Source organism: Lentzea sp. NPDC006480 (genome assembly GCF_040611995.1).
GTDB lineage: Bacteria > Actinomycetota > Actinomycetes > Mycobacteriales > Pseudonocardiaceae > Lentzea.
This window is the reverse complement of record NZ_JBEXPJ010000063.1, coordinates 1-16,260: the sequence shown is the minus strand read 5'-3', so window position 1 is coordinate 16,260 and position 16,260 is coordinate 1. Positions and strand designations below refer to the sequence as shown.

At 68.7% G+C, this 16,260-nt stretch carries 16 protein-coding genes and 1 pseudogene; 5 read left to right on the top strand and 12 right to left on the bottom strand.

Annotated features, from left to right (window positions below; genetic code table 11):
* Position 1: 1 nt before the first annotated feature.
* The 3 genes from ABZX92_RS24065 to ABZX92_RS24055 are packed head-to-tail and all read right to left on the bottom strand — an operon-like array spanning position 2 to position 2,092.
* A complete protein-coding gene (locus ABZX92_RS24065; protein ID WP_355563367.1) occupies positions 2–1,000 on the bottom strand; it encodes an aldo/keto reductase in 999 nt (332 codons plus the stop codon).
* A complete protein-coding gene (locus ABZX92_RS24060; protein ID WP_355563364.1) occupies positions 990–1,352 on the bottom strand; it encodes a hypothetical protein in 363 nt (120 codons plus the stop codon). Before ABZX92_RS24060 ends, ABZX92_RS24065 begins: the two co-directional genes overlap by 11 nt.
* Positions 1,349–2,092, bottom strand: a complete 744-nt coding sequence (locus ABZX92_RS24055) for a class I SAM-dependent methyltransferase (protein WP_355563361.1) — start codon at positions 2,090–2,092, stop codon at positions 1,349–1,351. Before ABZX92_RS24055 ends, ABZX92_RS24060 begins: the two co-directional genes overlap by 4 nt.
* Before the next feature lie 94 nt (positions 2,093–2,186).
* Between ABZX92_RS24055 and ABZX92_RS24050 the strand changes: the two genes are divergently transcribed.
* Together ABZX92_RS24050 and ABZX92_RS24045 are read left to right on the top strand one after the other, a co-directional pair.
* Entirely contained in the window at positions 2,187–3,005 is an 819-nt protein-coding gene (locus ABZX92_RS24050; RefSeq protein WP_355563358.1) for a VOC family protein, read from the top strand.
* A 117-nt stretch (positions 3,006–3,122) separates the two neighbouring features.
* A pseudogene (locus tag ABZX92_RS24045) lies at positions 3,123–3,277 on the top strand (leucine zipper domain-containing protein); the annotation flags it as partial.
* Positions 3,278–3,340: 63 nt separating this feature from the next.
* Here the strand turns inward: ABZX92_RS24045 and ABZX92_RS24040 are convergent.
* The 6 genes from ABZX92_RS24040 to rpsB form a co-directional block, all read right to left on the bottom strand.
* Positions 3,341–3,553: a sigma factor gene (locus tag ABZX92_RS24040; protein ID WP_355563435.1), complete on the bottom strand. Its 213-nt coding sequence runs from the start codon at positions 3,551–3,553 to the stop codon at positions 3,341–3,343.
* Positions 3,554–3,591: 38 nt separating this feature from the next.
* Positions 3,592–4,437 (bottom strand): phosphatidate cytidylyltransferase, encoded by an 846-nt coding sequence (locus tag ABZX92_RS24035; RefSeq protein WP_355563355.1) that lies wholly within the window; start codon positions 4,435–4,437, stop codon positions 3,592–3,594.
* An 81-nt stretch (positions 4,438–4,518) separates the two neighbouring features.
* Positions 4,519–5,076 (bottom strand): ribosome recycling factor, encoded by a 558-nt coding sequence (frr, locus tag ABZX92_RS24030; protein ID WP_355563352.1) that lies wholly within the window; start codon positions 5,074–5,076, stop codon positions 4,519–4,521.
* Between the two features lie 57 nt (positions 5,077–5,133).
* A complete protein-coding gene (gene pyrH / locus ABZX92_RS24025) occupies positions 5,134–5,880 on the bottom strand; it encodes a UMP kinase (RefSeq protein WP_355563349.1) in 747 nt (248 codons plus the stop codon).
* Between the two features lie 88 nt (positions 5,881–5,968).
* Positions 5,969–6,784, bottom strand: coding sequence for a translation elongation factor Ts (gene tsf, locus ABZX92_RS24020; RefSeq protein WP_355563346.1), 816 nt, complete (start codon positions 6,782–6,784; stop codon positions 5,969–5,971).
* A gap of 72 nt (positions 6,785–6,856) precedes the next feature.
* Positions 6,857–7,702 carry a 30S ribosomal protein S2 gene (gene rpsB, locus ABZX92_RS24015; protein ID WP_355563343.1) on the bottom strand — a complete coding sequence of 282 codons (846 nt, stop codon included), beginning with the start codon at positions 7,700–7,702 and terminating at the stop codon, positions 6,857–6,859.
* A 352-nt stretch (positions 7,703–8,054) separates the two neighbouring features.
* On the opposite strand from rpsB, the gene ABZX92_RS24010 reads away from it, so the two are divergent.
* Entirely contained in the window at positions 8,055–8,534 is a 480-nt protein-coding gene (locus tag ABZX92_RS24010) for a peptidoglycan DD-metalloendopeptidase family protein (RefSeq protein WP_355563340.1), read from the top strand.
* A 957-nt stretch (positions 8,535–9,491) separates the two neighbouring features.
* On the opposite strand, the gene ABZX92_RS24005 is transcribed toward ABZX92_RS24010, so the two are convergent.
* Together ABZX92_RS24005 and ABZX92_RS24000 are read right to left on the bottom strand one after the other, a co-directional pair.
* Positions 9,492–10,502, bottom strand: a complete 1,011-nt coding sequence (locus ABZX92_RS24005; protein WP_355563337.1) for a FliA/WhiG family RNA polymerase sigma factor — start codon at positions 10,500–10,502, stop codon at positions 9,492–9,494.
* A complete protein-coding gene (locus tag ABZX92_RS24000) occupies positions 10,477–11,454 on the bottom strand; it encodes a tyrosine recombinase XerC (RefSeq protein WP_355563334.1) in 978 nt (325 codons plus the stop codon). The genes ABZX92_RS24005 and ABZX92_RS24000 overlap by 26 nt, the downstream gene beginning before the upstream one ends.
* A 208-nt stretch (positions 11,455–11,662) precedes the next feature.
* Between ABZX92_RS24000 and ABZX92_RS23995 the strand changes: the two genes are divergently transcribed.
* Positions 11,663–12,136: a hypothetical protein gene (locus tag ABZX92_RS23995; RefSeq protein WP_355563331.1), complete on the top strand. Its 474-nt coding sequence runs from the start codon at positions 11,663–11,665 to the stop codon at positions 12,134–12,136.
* Entirely contained in the window at positions 12,133–14,151 is a 2,019-nt protein-coding gene (locus ABZX92_RS23990; RefSeq protein ID WP_355563328.1) for a M48 family metalloprotease, read from the top strand. The genes ABZX92_RS23995 and ABZX92_RS23990 overlap by 4 nt, the downstream gene beginning before the upstream one ends.
* On the opposite strand, the gene dprA is transcribed toward ABZX92_RS23990, so the two are convergent.
* Positions 14,152–15,237, bottom strand: coding sequence for a DNA-processing protein DprA (gene dprA / locus ABZX92_RS23985; protein WP_355563325.1), 1,086 nt, complete (start codon positions 15,235–15,237; stop codon positions 14,152–14,154).
* Between the last annotated feature and the right edge of the window lie 1,023 nt (positions 15,238–16,260).

Genomic DNA, 16,260 nt, shown 5'->3' with positions numbered 1-16,260 from the left:
CCTACCACCGGTCGTGCACGTGCGGCCGGATCAGCTCGTCGTACACCTCGGCGACAGCCTTGCCGTCCACGGGCTGCAGACCAGCGGCGTGTGAGTTGGCCCGTGCCTGCTCCACGTTGCGAGCACCGGGAATCACCACCGTGACGCCGGGCTGGTCCACGATCCACCTGAGCGCGAACTGCGCCATCGTGGCACCTTCGGGCACGTAGGGCCTCAGTCGCTCGACCGCCTCCAGCCCGACCTCGTACGGGACCCCGGAGAAGGTCTCGCCGACGTCGAACGCCTCACCGTTGCGGTTGTAGTTGCGGTGGTCGTCCGCGCCAAAAGTCGTTGCCGCTGTGTACTTCCCGGACAACATCCCGGACGCCAGCGGCACCCGCGCGATGATCGCGACACCCGCTTCAGCCGCCTTGGGGAGCACCTCTTCCAGAGGCTTGAGCCGGAACGCGTTCAGGATGATCTGCACGCTGGCCACGTGCGGCCTCTGGATCGCGGCGAGCGCCTCCTCGACCTTCTCCACCGACACGCCATAAGCAGCGATCCGTTGCTGCTCAACCATTTCGTCCAGAGTGTCGTACACCTCGTCCCGGCTGTAGACCGGCGTGGGCGGACAGTGCAGCTGCACGAGGTCCAGCGTGTCGACACCCAGATTGCGGCGGCTCCGGTCGTTCCACGCGAGGAAGTTCTCCCGGTCGTACCCCTCCGTGGTCTGCGCCGGCAGCCGCCGCCCCATCTTCGTGGCCACGAAGATGCCGTCGTCCTCGCGCTCCTTGAGGAAGCGGCCGACCAGCGACTCGCTGCGCCCGTCGCCGTACACGTCCGCGGTGTCGAAGAAGTCGACACCCGTGTCGGCGGCGGCGTGCAGCAGTGCGAGCGCCTCGGACTCGTCCACCTCGCCCCAGTCGGCGCCGAGCTGCCAGCAGCCCAGTCCCACGACGCCGACCTGGCGGTTCAACCTGCCTGCGATTCGCTTCTCCACGAACCAAAGCCTAGTCCGCATAAATGCACAGGTAGTTGGCGGGACGCCACGTTTCCAGGTGCCAAATGACCTGTTCGAGCACGCTCACCCCGAGCGGATCCTCGAACTCCCGCAGATCCGGCCACACCACCACGTGCCGGTTGCCGCGAGCATCCCCGATCCCGTTCCGCACGCTGTCCACCAGCGCGTCCCAGCTGCGCGACGAAACCAAGACCGGGTCCTGGGGCAACGTCGACCGCACCGCCGTGAAGAACGACTCCCGGTCCGGCGTCCCGTTCATCGACAGCTCGTACAACGGGTAGTGGCACCGCACAGCCTCGGCGCGCACGGCATCGAGATTCTCACCGAACCACAACCCCGACCGCAGCTTCACACGATCAACCCCGTGGGCTTGCGGCGAACGTGCAGCCGGTAGCCCACCGGGAAGCTCAGCCCGTCGACGGAGGCGATCGCGCGTTCGGCGACCTGAGCGGAGAACTCGATGCGCAGCACGGACTCCAGGTCCTCGCGGCGCTCAAAGCGCCACTCGGCGACCACGCGCGTGAGTGAAAACCCGTTGTCCGCGAAGAACTTCTCGACCGCAGCCGGGTCGTAGCGCGGCTCGTCGACGCACAGCCAGGGTCCGTACGGCGAGGCAGCGCCATCCAGGTCGATGATCGCCAACGCACCGCCCGGCCGCAGCACGCGATCAGCCTCGCGCAGACCCGGCTCACAGCCCGGACCGAAAAAGTAGGCGGTACGGGCGTGCACCAGATCGGCACAACCGTCGTCGAGCGGCAACCGTTGCGCGGGACCGGAAACGACACGCACATTGGACAGCGATGCAACACGGTTCCGCGCGCGCACGACCAGCGGCGGGTGCGGTTCGACGCCCACGACCGAGCGCGCGGACGAAGCGAACAGAGGCAGGTGGAAGCCGTCGCCGCAGCCGATGTCCACGACGTCGAGTCCGGCGAACGGACATTCCGACTGCAACGCGGACCAGAGCGCGCCGTGGACGTCCTGCGCGCGGTTCTCGACCTCGTAGACGTCAGGCCAATGCCAGATGTTCGGACTTGGCACGACGTCCACCGGGCGCACCGCGTTCAGCGCCGCCCGCACGAATCCCCTCACGGAGACACTGTAGGGCCTCGATTTGCCGGTGACCGTTCGAATTCGTCCAACTACGGCGTAGCGTGATCGCATCTCTCCCCAGCAGGAGGCGGCAGTGTCGATCGCGCCCAACACTCCCCAGCTCGCGCCGTTGCTCGGAGGAAGCCCGTGCTGGGTCGAGAGGACCGTGGACGACCTCAAGGGCTCCATCGAGTTCTACACAGGCCTCTTCGGCTGGCACTACGCCGACGACGCGGGCTACACCGTGGCGATGGTCGACGGCATCCCCGTCGCCGGACTGCCGCAGGGCGAGCCGGAACCGTGGCGGTTGTACCTGGTCACACCCCATGCTCGGGCGACCGCGGAGAAGGCCTTCCACCTCGGCGGATCGGTGCTGCGCAACCCCGAGGACGCCGCCGACCACACGCAGAGCACCGTGATCGCCGACCCGTCCGGGGCGGTCGTCGGGTTCCGGCACGTGCCACCGGACTGGCGGTTCGGCATGGGCGGGCACGGCTCCTACGCGTGGGCCGAGCTCAACACGCGTGACGGCGCGGCAGCCGACGAGTTCTTCGGTGAACTCTGCCACTACGACATCACGCAGATCGGCGACGGGCACCGGCTGGACTACGCGACGTGGTCCGTCGAAGGCACCGAGGTCATCGGCCGGCAGAAGATGGGGCGCGAGTTCCCGTACGGGGAGCAGTCGCACTGGATGGTGTACTTCAACGCCGCGCCCGAGATCGGCACCGACTCGGTGGCGTACCGGGTGCTGGAGCTCGGCGGCCGGGTGACCGTCGAGCCCTACGACACCCCGTACGGTCGCATCACCGTGGTCGAGGACCACGCGGGAGTGGCGTTCTCGGTGATCGACCAGTCCCGCGTGATCGAGGCCGAGCCGCGCATCGAGGCGGACGACCCGTACGACGACTAGCTGTACTGCCCAGCGAGGTTGCGAACGGTCCGACACGTGATCGGATGATCTTGGAATGAGGGCCTCCGGGTTCGGTGTGGATTGCGACATCTGCACCGGCTAGCCAGGAAGCCCTCGATCACTCACGCTAACGCACCACTGACCGAGCTGTGCCGCCTGCGCCTGGCCCGGTGTGTCGTCGAGGACGAATGGCCTGTTCGGCGGGCCGCTGAGCGGTTCAAGTGTCGGTCAGCACGGCGCAGCGGTGGGCCGGCCGCTACCGCGAGTTCGGTGCAGCGCGCGGCCAGGCCGTTCGGCGTCGATGCGGGCTTCGAGCTCGGCGAGTTCGTCGCGGTCTAGCTCACGCCGTCCGCCGACCCTGCGCACCAGCTCGCCGCGGATCCCCTGGCCGCGTCGAACGTGGCGAACGACGTCATCGCACGCACGAAGGTGTCCGCGGTCAGGTCGCCGACGAGCTGCGGATCCACGCACCGCCGCGCGAAGAACCGGGTGGTCGCGCCGACGTTGTCGGCGGTAGATCCGCTCGAACGCCGCCAGTGCCTCGTGATCTCTCACAACCACTAGTTGCGGCGTTGCGCGGAAAACGTCACTGGATGAACAGGTGCAGGAGCAGCCAGGACGCGACGGCGGACGGCAGCAGCGAGTCCATCCGGTCCATGATCCCGCCGTGACCGGGCAGCAGCGTGCCCATGTCCTTGATCCCGAGGTCGCGCTTGATCAGCGACTCGACCAGGTCGCCCGCCGTGGCCGTGACGACGAGCGCGGCACCGAACAGCACGCCGTGCCACCACTGGCCGTCGAGCAGCAGCGTCAGCGTGAGCGCCCCGCCGACCATGCCCGCGACGAGCGAACCGCCGAAGCCCTCCCAGGACTTCTTCGGGCTGATCGTGGGTGCCATCGGGTGCTTGCCGAGGAAGACACCGGCCGCGTAGCCGCCGACGTCCGACAGCACCACACCGATGAGGAACGCGAACGCGCGGCCCGCACCGTCTTTCTCGGGCACGACCAGCATCGCCGCGAACGCCGCCATCAGCGGCACGTAGGCGACGGTGAACACGGACGCGCTGAGATCGCGCAGATAGCCGTCCGAGCCGCCGCGGAACCGCCACGCCATGCACACCAGGACGGTGATCACGAAGGCGGTCGTGATGCCCGCGCGTTCATACGGCCAGGACAACCAGATGATCGCCTGGCCACCGATCAGCGCCGGCCACAGGGCGACGTTGATACCGCTCTTCTTGAGCTCGGACGCGAGCTCCCACGTCGCCACCGCCGCGGCTGCCGCGACGATGGCGATGAAGGTCTGCCGCACGGTCAGCAGCGACACGATGATCACGGCACCGAGCCCGACGCCGACCAGGATCGCCGACCTCAGGTCGCGTCCCGCCCGCGAAGGCTTCGACGCGGGCACGTCCGCGGGACTGCCTGCCACCTGTGCTCCCATCACGACCTCCGCCCGGCCAGGGCTCTCACGCCTGCGGCGCGATTCGGCCGGGCGAAACCATCAGGAACATCAGACTTCGAGAAGCTCGGCTTCCTTGTGCTTCACGAGCTCGTCGACCATCGCGGTGTACTTGTGGGTCAGCGCGTCGAGCTCCTTCTCGCCACGAGCGCCGTCGTCCTCGCCGACCTCGCCGTCCTTGACGAGCTTGTCGATCTCTTCCTTCGCCTTGCGGCGGACACCGCGGACGGAGACGCGCGCGTCCTCGCCCTTCTGCTTCGCGACCTTCACCATGTCCCGGCGGCGCTCCTCGGAGAGCTGCGGGATGACGATGCGGATGATGCTGCCGTCGTTGCTCGGGTTGACGCCCAGGTCGGAGTCCCGGATCGCCTTCTCGATGGCGTTGAGCTGGCCCGCGTCGTACGGCTTCACGACCGCCATGCGCGCCTCGGGAACCGTGATGCTGGCCATCTGGTTCAGCGGCGTCATCGAGCCGTAGTAGTCGATGTGAATGCGGTTGAACATCGAGGGAGTCGCACGACCGGTCCGGACGGAGGAGAGGTTCTCCTTCGCCACCGAAACCGCCTTTTCCATCTTCTCCTCGGCGTCGAGGAGGGTCTCGTCGATCACGACTGCTCCTTGCTCTGCGTGTGCTTCTTCCCGGTTCCTGATCAGATCCCAGCAGGTCTAGAACGCCGGGCGGCCACCGGGGGTGCTGACCAGGGTGCCGATCTTCTCACCACGCACCGCGCGCGCGATGTTCCCCTCGGTGAGGAGGTTGAAGACGAGGATCGGCATGTTGTTGTCCATGCAGAGGCTGAAGGCCGTGGCGTCGGCGACGTTGAGGCCGCGTTCCAGCACTTCGCGGTGGGTGATGTTGTCGAACATCAACGCGTCGGGGTCGGTCTTGGGGTCGGCGGTGTAGACGCCGTCGACGGCCTTGGCCATCAGGACGATCTCGCAGCCGATCTCCAACGCGCGCTGGGCGGCGGTCGTGTCGGTGGAGAAGTACGGCAGGCCCGCGCCACCACCGAAGATCACCACGCGTTCCTTCTCGAGGTGACGCATCGCGCGGCGGGGGATGTACGACTCGGCGACCTGCGTCATCTGGATCGAGGTCTGCACGCGGGTGTCGATGCCGTGCTCTCGTTCGAGGAAGTCCTGCAGGGCCAGGCAGTTCATGACCGTGCCGAGCATCCCCATGTAGTCGGCGCGCGAACGGTCCATGCCGCGTTGCTGGAGCTCGGAGCCGCGGAAGAAGTTGCCACCACCGATCACGACGGCCACCTGCACGCCGGACTCGTGGACGGCCGCGATCTGCCGGGCGACTGTCTGGACGACGTCGGGGTCAACGCCGACGCCACCACCGCCGAACATCTCGCCACCGAGCTTGAGCATCACCCGGTGGTAGCCGTGGCTACCTTCTTCGCTCACTGGTCCTTCTCCTCGCGGCATTGAGAGAGTCCGTCGGACACGCTAAGGGCGGGGTCGCTTGATGTCCGCAACCCCGCCCTCATGCGAATCAGCTCTGGCCGACCTCGAACCGAGCGAAACGGGTAACCGTCACGCCGGCCTCGTCCAGAAGAGCCTTGACCGTCTTCTTGCTGTCGGTCACGGAAGCCTGCTCGAGGAGCACGACGTCCTTGAAGAAGCCGTTGACGCGACCCTCGACGATCTTGGGGAGCGCGCCTTCCGGCTTGCCCTCCTCGCGAGCGGTCTCCTCGGCGATGCGACGCTCGTTGGCGACGAGCTCCTCGGGGACGTCCTCGCGGGTGACGTACTTCGGACGCATGGCGGCGATCTGCATCGCGGCACCCTTGGCGGCCTCGGCGTTGTCACCGGTGTACTCGACCAGCACGCCGACGGCCGGCGGCAGGTCAGCGGCACGCTTGTGCAGGTAGACCGAGACGGTGCCGTCGTAGTCGACGGCCTTCGCCAGCTCGAGCTTCTCGCCGATCTTGGCGGAGAACTCCTGGACCAGCGCGTCCACGGTCTTGCCGTCGACCTCGACGGCCTTGAGGGCGTCGACGTCGGCGACCTTGTTGGCCTTGGCGAGCGCGACGATGTCGTCGGCCAGCGCGATGAAGTCGGCGTTCTTGGCCACGAAGTCGGTCTCGCAGCGCAGCTCGACCATCGCGCCGTCCTTGACCGCGACGAGGCCGTTGGACGTGGTGCGCTCGGCGCGCTTGCCGACGTCCTTGGCGCCCTTGATGCGCAGGATCTCGACGGCCTTCTCGAAGTCGCCGTCAGCCTCGTCCAGCGCCTTCTTGCAGTCCATCATGCCGGCGGCGGTCAGCTCGCGGAGCTTCTTGACGTCCGCGGTGGTGTAGTTCGCCATCGTTTTCCTTCTGCGATGTACGCGCTTAGGTCACGAGGTGCCCGCTTGTCGGCGGGCACCTCGTGGGGGAAATCAGGACTGGACGGGCTGCTCGGCCGGGGCTGCCTCGGCCGGGGCCTCAGTCGCGACGGCGGCGTTGGTGGTGAGGAGCTCCTGCTCCCACTCCGCCAGCGGCTCGTCGCTCGCGACCTCGGGCTTGTCCTGGCCGTCCGCGGCGTCGCGGCGGCCACCGGAGCGCTGCATGAGACCGGCGGCGGCGGCCTCGGCCACGACCTTGGTCAGCAGAGCCGCGGAACGGATCGCGTCGTCGTTACCCGGAATCGGGTAGTCGACCTCGTCCGGGTCGCAGTTGGTGTCGAGGATCGCGACGATCGGGATGTTCAGCTTGCGAGCCTCACCGACCGCGATGTGCTCCTTCTTGGTGTCCACGATCCACACGGCGCTGGGCACCTTGGACATGTCGCGGATACCGCCGAGCGTGCGCTCCAGCTTGTCCTTCTCGCGGTTCATCATCAGGATTTCCTTCTTGGTGAAACCCTGGAAACCGCCGGTCTGCTCCATCGACTCGAGCTCCTTGAGGCGCTGAAGCCTCTTGTGGACCGTCGAGAAGTTGGTGAGCATGCCGCCCAGCCAGCGCTGGTTCACGTAGGGCATGCCGACGCGGAGGGCCTCGTTGGCGATGGCCTCCTGCGCCTGCTTCTTGGTGCCGATGAACAGGATCGACCCGCCGTGCGCGACCGTCTCCTTGACGAACTCGAAAGCCCTGTCAATGTAGGTCAGCGTCTGCTGCAGGTCGATGATGTAGATGCCGTTGCGCTCGGTGAAGATGTAGCGCTTCATCTTCGGGTTCCAGCGCCTGGTCTGGTGCCCGAAGTGCACGCCGCTGTCGAGCAGCTGCTTCATGGTTACGACGGCCATGGCCGGTTCGCACCTCATCTGTAGGACGCTCGCGCGTCGTTCGGTTGCCGCTCCGAGCCGGTGGCTCGAAGCCCTGGTGCCCATGCCGCCGCCCGCACCCGCGGAGGATCTCTCCACCGTCAGGACCGTCGGACGTCGTGACTCGACCCGGCTGGGATCAGCTGGTCGGATCTGCGTTGGCACGCGAAGTCGTCCCGCGACAGACGGGACGCGCCCAAAAGTCTACTCCCCACCCCCGACAAACTTCGAATCGCCCCCTGCATCCCGCCGGGAGTTATCCACAACCGGCGAGTTGTCCACAGTTCCCCGATACCCGCTGGTCCCAGGGCACGATCTGCCAGACCGTTGACCCATGCCCCTCCTGCCCACCGCCCTGGTGCTCACGACCCTGCTGGCCCCCTCCCCCGCCCGCTTCTCCTGGCCGCTGCCTCCACCGCACCCGGTGGTGCGCGCGTTCCTGGCCCCGTTGTCCCCGTTCGGGCCTGGTCACCGAGGTGCCGACCTGGCCGCGGCCCTGGGCTCGCCGGTCCTGGCCGCAGGCGATGGCGTGGTGGTCTACGCGGGCGCCGTCGCGGCTCGGACGTTGGTGTCGCTGCAGCACGCCAACGGCCTCCGGACGACCTACGAACCGGTCACGCCGACGGTGGCGGCCGGTCGTCCGGTGCGGCGGGGCGACGTCATCGGGCACCTGCAAGAGGGCCACTGCCCCTCGCCGTGCCTGCACTGGGGCGTCCGCCGGGGCGACGAGTACCTCGACCCGCTGCGCCTGGTGATGTGGGGCCGCGTCCGCCTGCTGCCGTTGAACGCCACAGGCCCTCCTCGCGGCAGCTAGAACCTCCGCTGCAGGGTGGCGCGACCCCGCCCGCAGCGGTCCGAGAGGGGCGCTTTCCCGCCGCTCCCGTCGGCGGTTGATTGAGCGGCGCGTCCCCGTTGCGCGCCGCGAGCGCCCGTCAGGTTGCCGGGAGGCGGTTGTGTCCGCCGACGTCCGCCCGCCTCCCGGCGCCTCTCACGCCCCGCCCCGGCCCTTCCCCGTCCGGACTCCAACGCCCCGCTCCGGCCCCTCCCCGTCCGGACTCCAACGCGCAGCCCGGCCTGTCCACTCCGACCCCTCGGCGGTCTTTGCCTCGCCAGCACGTGCCGAAGGCTCAGCCGAGCCCGCAAGCACGATCACCGGCCGCCACCCGCACCCGTTGCCGCACGCCAGCAGCTCTTGCCTCCGCACGTGATCAGATGCCCAGCCGAGCCCGCAAGCACTCCACCAGCCGTCTTCCAGCGCCCCTGTCCCACCACACGCCCTCGCTCACCAATCGACCGTCAGCCAACGATGCCGCCCGCGCCGTTCCCCACCCGCACCGCTCGCCCAAGTGCGCGCGCTCGCCGCCGACCCGTGTCCCTCGCCGCACGCCAGCGGCTTGTGCCGGAACGCCTCGCCCTGCTGCTCAGCCAGCGAACCCCCGCCACACCCGTCTTCCTCCAACCGCGACCCGTGTCCCTCGTGGCACGCCAGCCGCCCTGACCTCGTCCGCACGTGCTGAACGCTCTGCCGAGGCTGCTGGTGTGCACTGGCTGTGATGCGCACACGGCGTGCTTGGAGCAGCTCCAAGACCCACCCGTTCGAGTGAATTAGCCCTGGCAAGGGGCGGAAAGAGGTGTGAAGACGTGGTGTGAGGCTCGTACGGCTTCTCAACGCGTCCGCGCGGGGGCGATCCCGACGTGCGGCGGCGTGACGGTGCGGCCGTGCGGCAGCCCGGCTGCTACGGCCGGGTTGCGGGTGCGAGAGGAGGCGCGGTCAGGCCTCGGACTGCTCGTTGAGCTTGGTGCGCAGGCGCAGGACAGCGCGGGTGTGCAGCTGGCAGACCCTGGACTCGGTCACGCCGAGGACCTTGCCGATCTCGGCGAGGGTCAGGTTCTCGAAGTAGTACAGGGTCACGACCACGCGGTCGCGCTCGGCCAGCTGGGCTATCGCGTCGGCCAGCTGACGGCGGCTGTCCTGGTCGACGAGGCTCGCCACCGGGTCTTCGGCGGCGTCGTCCGGCAGCGACTCCGCGAGGGAGGAGCCGCCCTTGTTCGGGGCGATCAGCTCGTCCAGGGCGACGACGCTGGTGAGCTGGAGCTGGCCGTACAGCTCGCGCAGCTCCGCCAGGCCGATCTTGAGCTCTGCGGCGAGCTCGCGGTCGGTGGGCGTGCGCTGCAGCTTGGCGCCGAGGCGTTCCAGGGCGCGCTCGACGTCGCGGGCCCGGCTGCGGACCGAGCGCGGCACCCAGTCCTGGGAGCGGAGGTCGTCGAGGATCGCGCCGCGGATGCGCTGCATGGCGTAGGTCTCGAACTTGAGGCCGCGTTCCGGCTCGAACTTCTCGATCGCGTCGACCAGGCCGAAGATGCCGGACTGGATCAGGTCGGCCACGTCCACGTGGGCGGGCAGGCCGGTGCCGACGCGGCCGGCGACGTACTTGACCAGCGGTGCGTAGTGCAGCACCAGGCGGTCGCGCTGGCCCTGGTCGTGCGACTCGCCGTAGCTGCGCCACAGCGCGACGATGCCGGCCTCGACGTCGTCACCGGACCGGGCGTCCGCGCGCGTCACGGCAGCGGTCGGAACGGCCGCGGGCGTGCCGTTGACATGCGTGTCCGCACCGGGCTCTGAAGTCTCCCCGGTGCTCGCCTCGGTGCGCGGCGCGCCGTTCTGACGGTGCCCGTTGCTCGCCTGCTTCGTAGCTGGTGCGGGCACGACGGGTTCAGGGGGCACGGTCGCCGTACGCGATCCTCCCCCTGCGGCGTCAGGAACGGGGGTGGGTTCGGTCATGGATCGCCTTCAGCCGTTCGACAGTGACGTGTGTGTAAAGCTGAGTCGTTGCGAGCGTAGCGTGACCAAGCAGTTCTTGGACGGTGCGCAGGTCCGCTCCTCCTTCCAGCAAATGGGTCGCAGCGGAGTGGCGCAACCCGTGCGGCCCGATGTCCGGCGCATCCGGTACCACGGCGACCACCTCGTGCACCAGAGTGCGAACGGCCCGCTGGTTCAGCCGGCCACCACGAGCGCCGAGGAACACCGCCGGTGGCGAATCCGGTGCCACCAGGGCGTTTCGGCCCTCGTCCAGCCACCGTCGCAGCGCTCGCTCGGCCGGCACGCCGAACGGCGTGCTGCGCTCGCGTCCACCTTTGCCCAGAACTCGAATCACCCTTAGGGAGTAGTCCACGTCGTCGAGATCAAGACCACAGAGTTCGGCCACGCGGATACCTGTGGCGTACAGCAACTCCACCACGGCCTGATCACGCAGCGCAACCGGATCGCCTTCGGAAGCGCCAGAGGATACGGCTGCCATGGCGTCCTTCGCCTGGTCCTCGCGCAACACGGACGGCAACGTCCGATGTGGTCGCGGCGCGGCGAGACGCGGCCCGGGATCCGCCGGCAAATGCCCGGCACGGTGCGCCCAGGCGGTGAACGTGCGCGCCGCGGCGGCACGTCGGGCGAGCGTGGTGCGGCTGGCACCGGCTGTGCGTTGTGCGGCAAGCCATGAGCGCAAGCTCGTCAGGTCGATGCGCTGGACATCGGCCTGTTCAGGGTTATTCCCCGCGACATGTCCAAGCAGCGCCACCGAATCGCCGATGTACGCGCGAACGGTGTGCGGCGACAGATCACGCTCCAAAGTCAGGTGCCGTTCGTACTGCCGCACCACGTCCGCGACGGATGCCGGCAGTTTTTCGCGCAGGCGAACGAGATCGACACGGCGTGTCCGACCATGCGGCGGCGGGGACATAGGCCAAGACGCTGCGCCAGTCGGGGCGTTTGGTCAAGTATCGCCACACCCTCGCGCCAGTTGAGAGCGCTCTCATGATCAGGAACACGATAACGTTTCAACTCCCTGTGACGACCAGGGGTTTGGTGGCACGAACAGATCACCTTTCGGAGTAGCGATGGTAGCCAGCACCACCGTCCGAACAGCCGACGAGCTAGCCCGCCGAGTCGTGCGGAAGATCGCTCCCGAGGAGCTGCCTTCCTTCGACATCGTCGCCGCTCCCTATCTGGAGTCCCCGGAGCAGGCCGAACGCAGGCTGCGCCGGGCCTACGACGACCCGCTGGGCTTCGGCCTGGGCGACATCGTCGCGATGGCGACGCCCGTGATCGCCCTCGTCTCGGGCAGCGTGATCACGGCGGTCTCCGACAGCGTGGGCAAGGCGGTGCAGGACGGCACCACCAACGCCGTGCGCAAGGCCTGGCGCAAAGTCCGCGGCAAGCCGGAAGAACCGCTGGAACTGCCGTCGACGGATCTCACCACGTCCCAGCTGGCCGAAGTGCGCCAGATCGCCCTGGACCGCGCTCTCGCGCTCGGCATGGAGCAGCCGAAGGCCGAGGCACTCGCTGACGCCGTCGTCGTCGCCCTCGTGCTGCGCGAGAACAACCGGGACACCGGTCACGAGTCCGGCGACGCCTCCAGATGACGGAAGCGAAGCCGCAGGTCAACCCCAGGGCGTTCCCGTCCGAGATGATCCTCCTGCTTCTCCTCCTCGCGGCGACGGTGCTGCTCAACGTCTTCTTCGTCGCGAACTGGTTGTCCGGCCTCGAAAGAGGTGGCGCCGGTGGCCTGCTGCAGAAACTGCAGATGCTGCTGGCGCCGGGCCTCGCGGTCTACGGCATCTACACGGCGGTCCGCGTCCGCCGTTCCGTCCCTCTCGCCGAATCGGGCCTCCGCGACGCCAGCAAGGCCGTCACGGACCTCGTCACACAGGTCAACCCTCCGCGCCAGGTGGACATCCGCCTCGGCAAACGCCTGGGCAGCCGCGCTTACGTCACCGGTGCGCCCCGCAAGCCGATCGTCGTGCTCGGCCCGGAACTCCTGGCGCTGCACTCGATGCCCGGCGAACGCAAGGCCGTGTTCGACGCCGTGGTGCGCCACGAGCTCGCACATGTGCACGCAGGCGACCTGTGGTGGTACCAGCTGGCCACCGTGCTGAGGTTCTCGAACCTCGGCACGGGTTTCTTCGCACTGCTGGTGCTGTGGCTGAACGTCCTGTTCGACCGCGGTGACGTCACCTCCTTCCTGGTGAGCACCTTTCGCCTGGTCGCACTGACCCTTCTCACGGAACTGATCGCGCGCGCCTTCCTGCGCGCCCGCGAACACTCGGCTGACCTGCACGCCGCCGAGTACGGCGTGGAAGGCCTTCTGGCCGCCGTCCAGGTTCACGAAACCGCGCAGACGCGTTCGGTCGTCCGAACCTGGTTGCGCCGCCACCCCGGCGCCGACGAACGCTCCCAGGCCCTGGCGAACCCGATGCGCCTGCTGGCTTCGCCGATCGGTCAGGCCTTCCTCGGCGCCGCCGCAGCGGGCGCCGCCTTCGTCACGTTGCAGGACCTCCTTCTCAGCGGCAGCACCGAGGACAAGGCGACCCCGGTCATCACCGGTGTCGTGATCGGCATTCCGCTGACGTTGTTCGCCGCCTTCGACCTGTGGCGCGGTGCCTGGCAGGAGGACCGCAACCGCTTGCGCCCGCTCCTGGCCGCTGCCGCGCTGCTGTCCGGCCTGGTGATCGGCAGCCACCTGCCGCTCTACACCCGGATCTTCGACCAGGCTCCGATCGGCATCCCGATCGCGCCGTCCGTCCTCCTTCCGCTGGCTCTTGGTTGCCTTGGCCTGTGCTGGTGGCTCGACGCGCTGAGCACCTCCTGGCGGCAGTCCGATCCAGGTGCTGCCCGAGTGCCTGCCTTCCTCCGGTTCGCGGTCCCGTCGGCCTGCCTGGCCGGCGGCTGGCTGTTCGCCGTCCTGTGGACGTGGTCGGCCCGCCTGCGCGGCGTCTACCTCGCCTGCCCAACGGAGGAGGCGAAGGCGGCGCCGATCTGCCAATCCGCCACACCGCAGTCCGACGTCGCCCTCAAGGTGGCCGCGGATTTCGGCTTCACGTTCTGGTCGATTCTCACCGTCCTGGTGGTCACGGCCACGCTCGCCGTCCCGCACTACCTCCGCACTCGGACGCTCCGGCCGGCAGCATTCGCCGTGGTGGCAATCCTGATCGCGTTGGCGGCGCTGTGGACAACGCGTCCGACCGCACCGCTGAACCGTGCACGCGCCGAGTTCCGCGTGGTCACGGACTCGGTCGCGGTGCACGCCGACGACTGCACCAAACCGTTGTCGGACAACGTGAGGTGCGCCGCCGACGGAAGCGAGAAGCTGACCCTGGCCCCAGCTTCTCTATCCACAGTGGACATATCGGACGCCACGGCCGAGGACACCACCACGGGTTACGCCATTCGCATCGAGTTCACCTCCGAAGGCCGGCAACGCTGGGAGGAGCTGACTCGGGCGAACGTCGGCAAACGCATCGCCTTCCTCGTCAACGACGAACTTCTCTCCGCGCCCGAGATCTCTCAGCCGCTGACCGGCGGCTCGGCGCAGCTTCCGGGCCCGTTCACGACCCTCGACCAGGCCAGGAAGATCGCGGACGCCATCCGCGGCACCTGATCACCTCACCTCCAGCTTCTGCCAGCCGCCGTCGAGCTGCCGCGCCAAACCGGCGAGCTCCAGCTCGGGCAACAGCGCCCGAACCCGGTCCAACGGCACGCCTGACTCCACCGACACGACCTCGTCACCGACCGCGCACCGCTTGCCCAGCGCCTCGTACACACGCATGGCTTCTCCTTGCGGCGCACCGAGTTCGCTCTCCTTCTCGGCGGGTTCGGTGGCGAGGTCGTCGCCGAAGCGCCCCACCGACTCGATGATCTCGGCCACCGAACTGACCGAATCGGCCTGCCGATCCCGCAGCAACTCGTGACACCCGACCGAGCTGGCCGACGTCACCGGCCCGGGCACCACCATCAAGGGCCGCCCCAACGCTTTCGTGATGGCAGCCGTGTTCTTGGCTCCACTGCGCCGTCCCGCCTCCACGACCACGGTGCCGCCACCGAGCGCGGCGATGAGCCGGTTGCGCGTGAGAAACCGATGCCGCGCGGGTGTGACCCCAGGCGGGTACTCGCTGACGATCAGCCCTTCCCGCGCGATCCTTCCGAGCAACCCCTGATGCCCAGCGGGATAAGCGAAGTCCACGCCGCACGCCAGCACCGCGACCGTCAGCCCACCGGCCGCGAGCACACCCCGGTGAGCCGCGCCGTCAATCCCGTACGCGGCACCGGACACGACAGTCACGCCGGCCTGGGCCAACCCGTACGCGAACTCACCGGCCACGTGCTCGCCATACCCGCTGGCCGCCCGCGACCCGACGATCGCCACAGCCTTCTCCGCAGCCTCCGCAAGGTCGTGCGGCCCGCGCACCCACAACGCCAGCGGCTCACCCCCACTCCGCTGCCCGGACACATTTCCCAGCGCCACGAACGGCCACCGCGGCCACTCGTCGTCCTCGGGAATCAGCAAGCGCCCACCACGCTTGCCGATGAGCTCAAGGTCCTCGTGCACGCGCTCTTCGGTGCGCCGAGCCGAGGTCTGGCTCGCAACGGACGGCGAAACTTCGCCGGCCCGCACCATCTCCGCGGCTTCGACCGGCCCGACCTCGGCGACCAGTGCCGCGAGCGCCGCCGGATAGGGCTCGGCCACGCGGGAGAGGTAGGCCCTGGCCAGGCGAACAGCATCCGTCGGAGACGCGGCCGCAGGTGGCGTGGTCCGGGATTTGGTCGACGGCTCCGCAGAGGACGCAACTGGTGGCTCGACCGGCGGCTCCGTGGGCGGCGCTGCCGGAGAGGCTGTCGGCCGCGTAGTTGTTGGCGCCATTCGTGGCTGAGTCGATTGCTGGGTCGACGACGCAACTATCGGCACCGTTGGTGGCATGGTCGGCTGCTCTGTCGGAGACCCGGCCGTTGATGCTGTCGGTGGTGATGCGGTCCGGGGTCCGGTCGACTGCTCCGTCGAGGGCGCAACTGGTGGCTCCGCTGGTCGCGCCATTGGTGGCTGAGTCGACAGCTGGGTCGATGAAGTAGCTGGCGGCACAGTTGGTGGCATGGTCGGCGGCTCTGTCTCAGAAGCGGCCGTTAGTGCTGCGGGTGATGGCGCGGTCCGGGATGTGGCCGACGGCTCCGTAGAGGGCGCAGCCGGTGGCTCCGTCCGTGGCTCGGCCGGTGGCTTTGTCGGCCGCTCGGCCAGTTCCGCCGGCGACGTGGTTGGTGGCGCCGCCATTGGTGGCTGGGTCGCCAGCTCGGCCGGAGACGCAGCTAGCGGCACCGTTGGTGGCTGGGTCGACAGCTCGGCCGGAGACGCAGTTGGTGGCGTGGTTGGAGGTTGGGCTGGCGGCTCGGTTGGCGGAGCACTCACCGGAACCACCACCAGGGGAGCCATCGGCGCCAGGGGCCGGGGAACCACGGGCTGGGTGGGCTGGCACCGGAGGAACGTCGTCGGACTGTGCAGGGCAGTCGGAGCAGCGCGGGCACAGCGGATGCCGGTGTGGACACGGCTTGGGCGACAAGTGTGGTCATGGTCTGTGCTCCTGTTCGAGATTCGGGGCGGGGTGGGCGGGCCGCTCGCCGGGGATTGGTGCTGGACCCGTCCGGTGCACGCCTGCTCGCGGCGGAGACCGGCCCGGTGCTCGGTGCCGGCGGACCAGGACTGGTGCATCAGCAGCAAGCC

What these genes read in the sequence shown, in the direction of transcription:
- ABZX92_RS24065 (WP_355563367.1), bottom strand. Translation starts at nt 1,000, where the DNA reads ATGCGGACTAGGCTTTGGTTCGTGGAGAAGCGAATCGCAGGCAGGTTG.
- tsf (WP_355563346.1), bottom strand. Translation starts at nt 6,784, where the DNA reads ATGGCGAACTACACCACCGCGGACGTCAAGAAGCTCCGCGAGCTGACC.
- rpsB (WP_355563343.1), bottom strand. Translation starts at nt 7,702, where the DNA reads ATGGCCGTCGTAACCATGAAGCAGCTGCTCGACAGCGGCGTGCACTTC.
- ABZX92_RS24010 (WP_355563340.1), top strand. Translation starts at nt 8,055, where the DNA reads ATGCCCCTCCTGCCCACCGCCCTGGTGCTCACGACCCTGCTGGCCCCC.
- ABZX92_RS24005 (WP_355563337.1), bottom strand. Translation starts at nt 10,502, where the DNA reads ATGACCGAACCCACCCCCGTTCCTGACGCCGCAGGGGGAGGATCGCGT.
- ABZX92_RS24000 (WP_355563334.1), bottom strand. Translation starts at nt 11,454, where the DNA reads ATGTCCCCGCCGCCGCATGGTCGGACACGCCGTGTCGATCTCGTTCGC.
- ABZX92_RS23990 (WP_355563328.1), top strand. Translation starts at nt 12,133, where the DNA reads ATGACGGAAGCGAAGCCGCAGGTCAACCCCAGGGCGTTCCCGTCCGAG.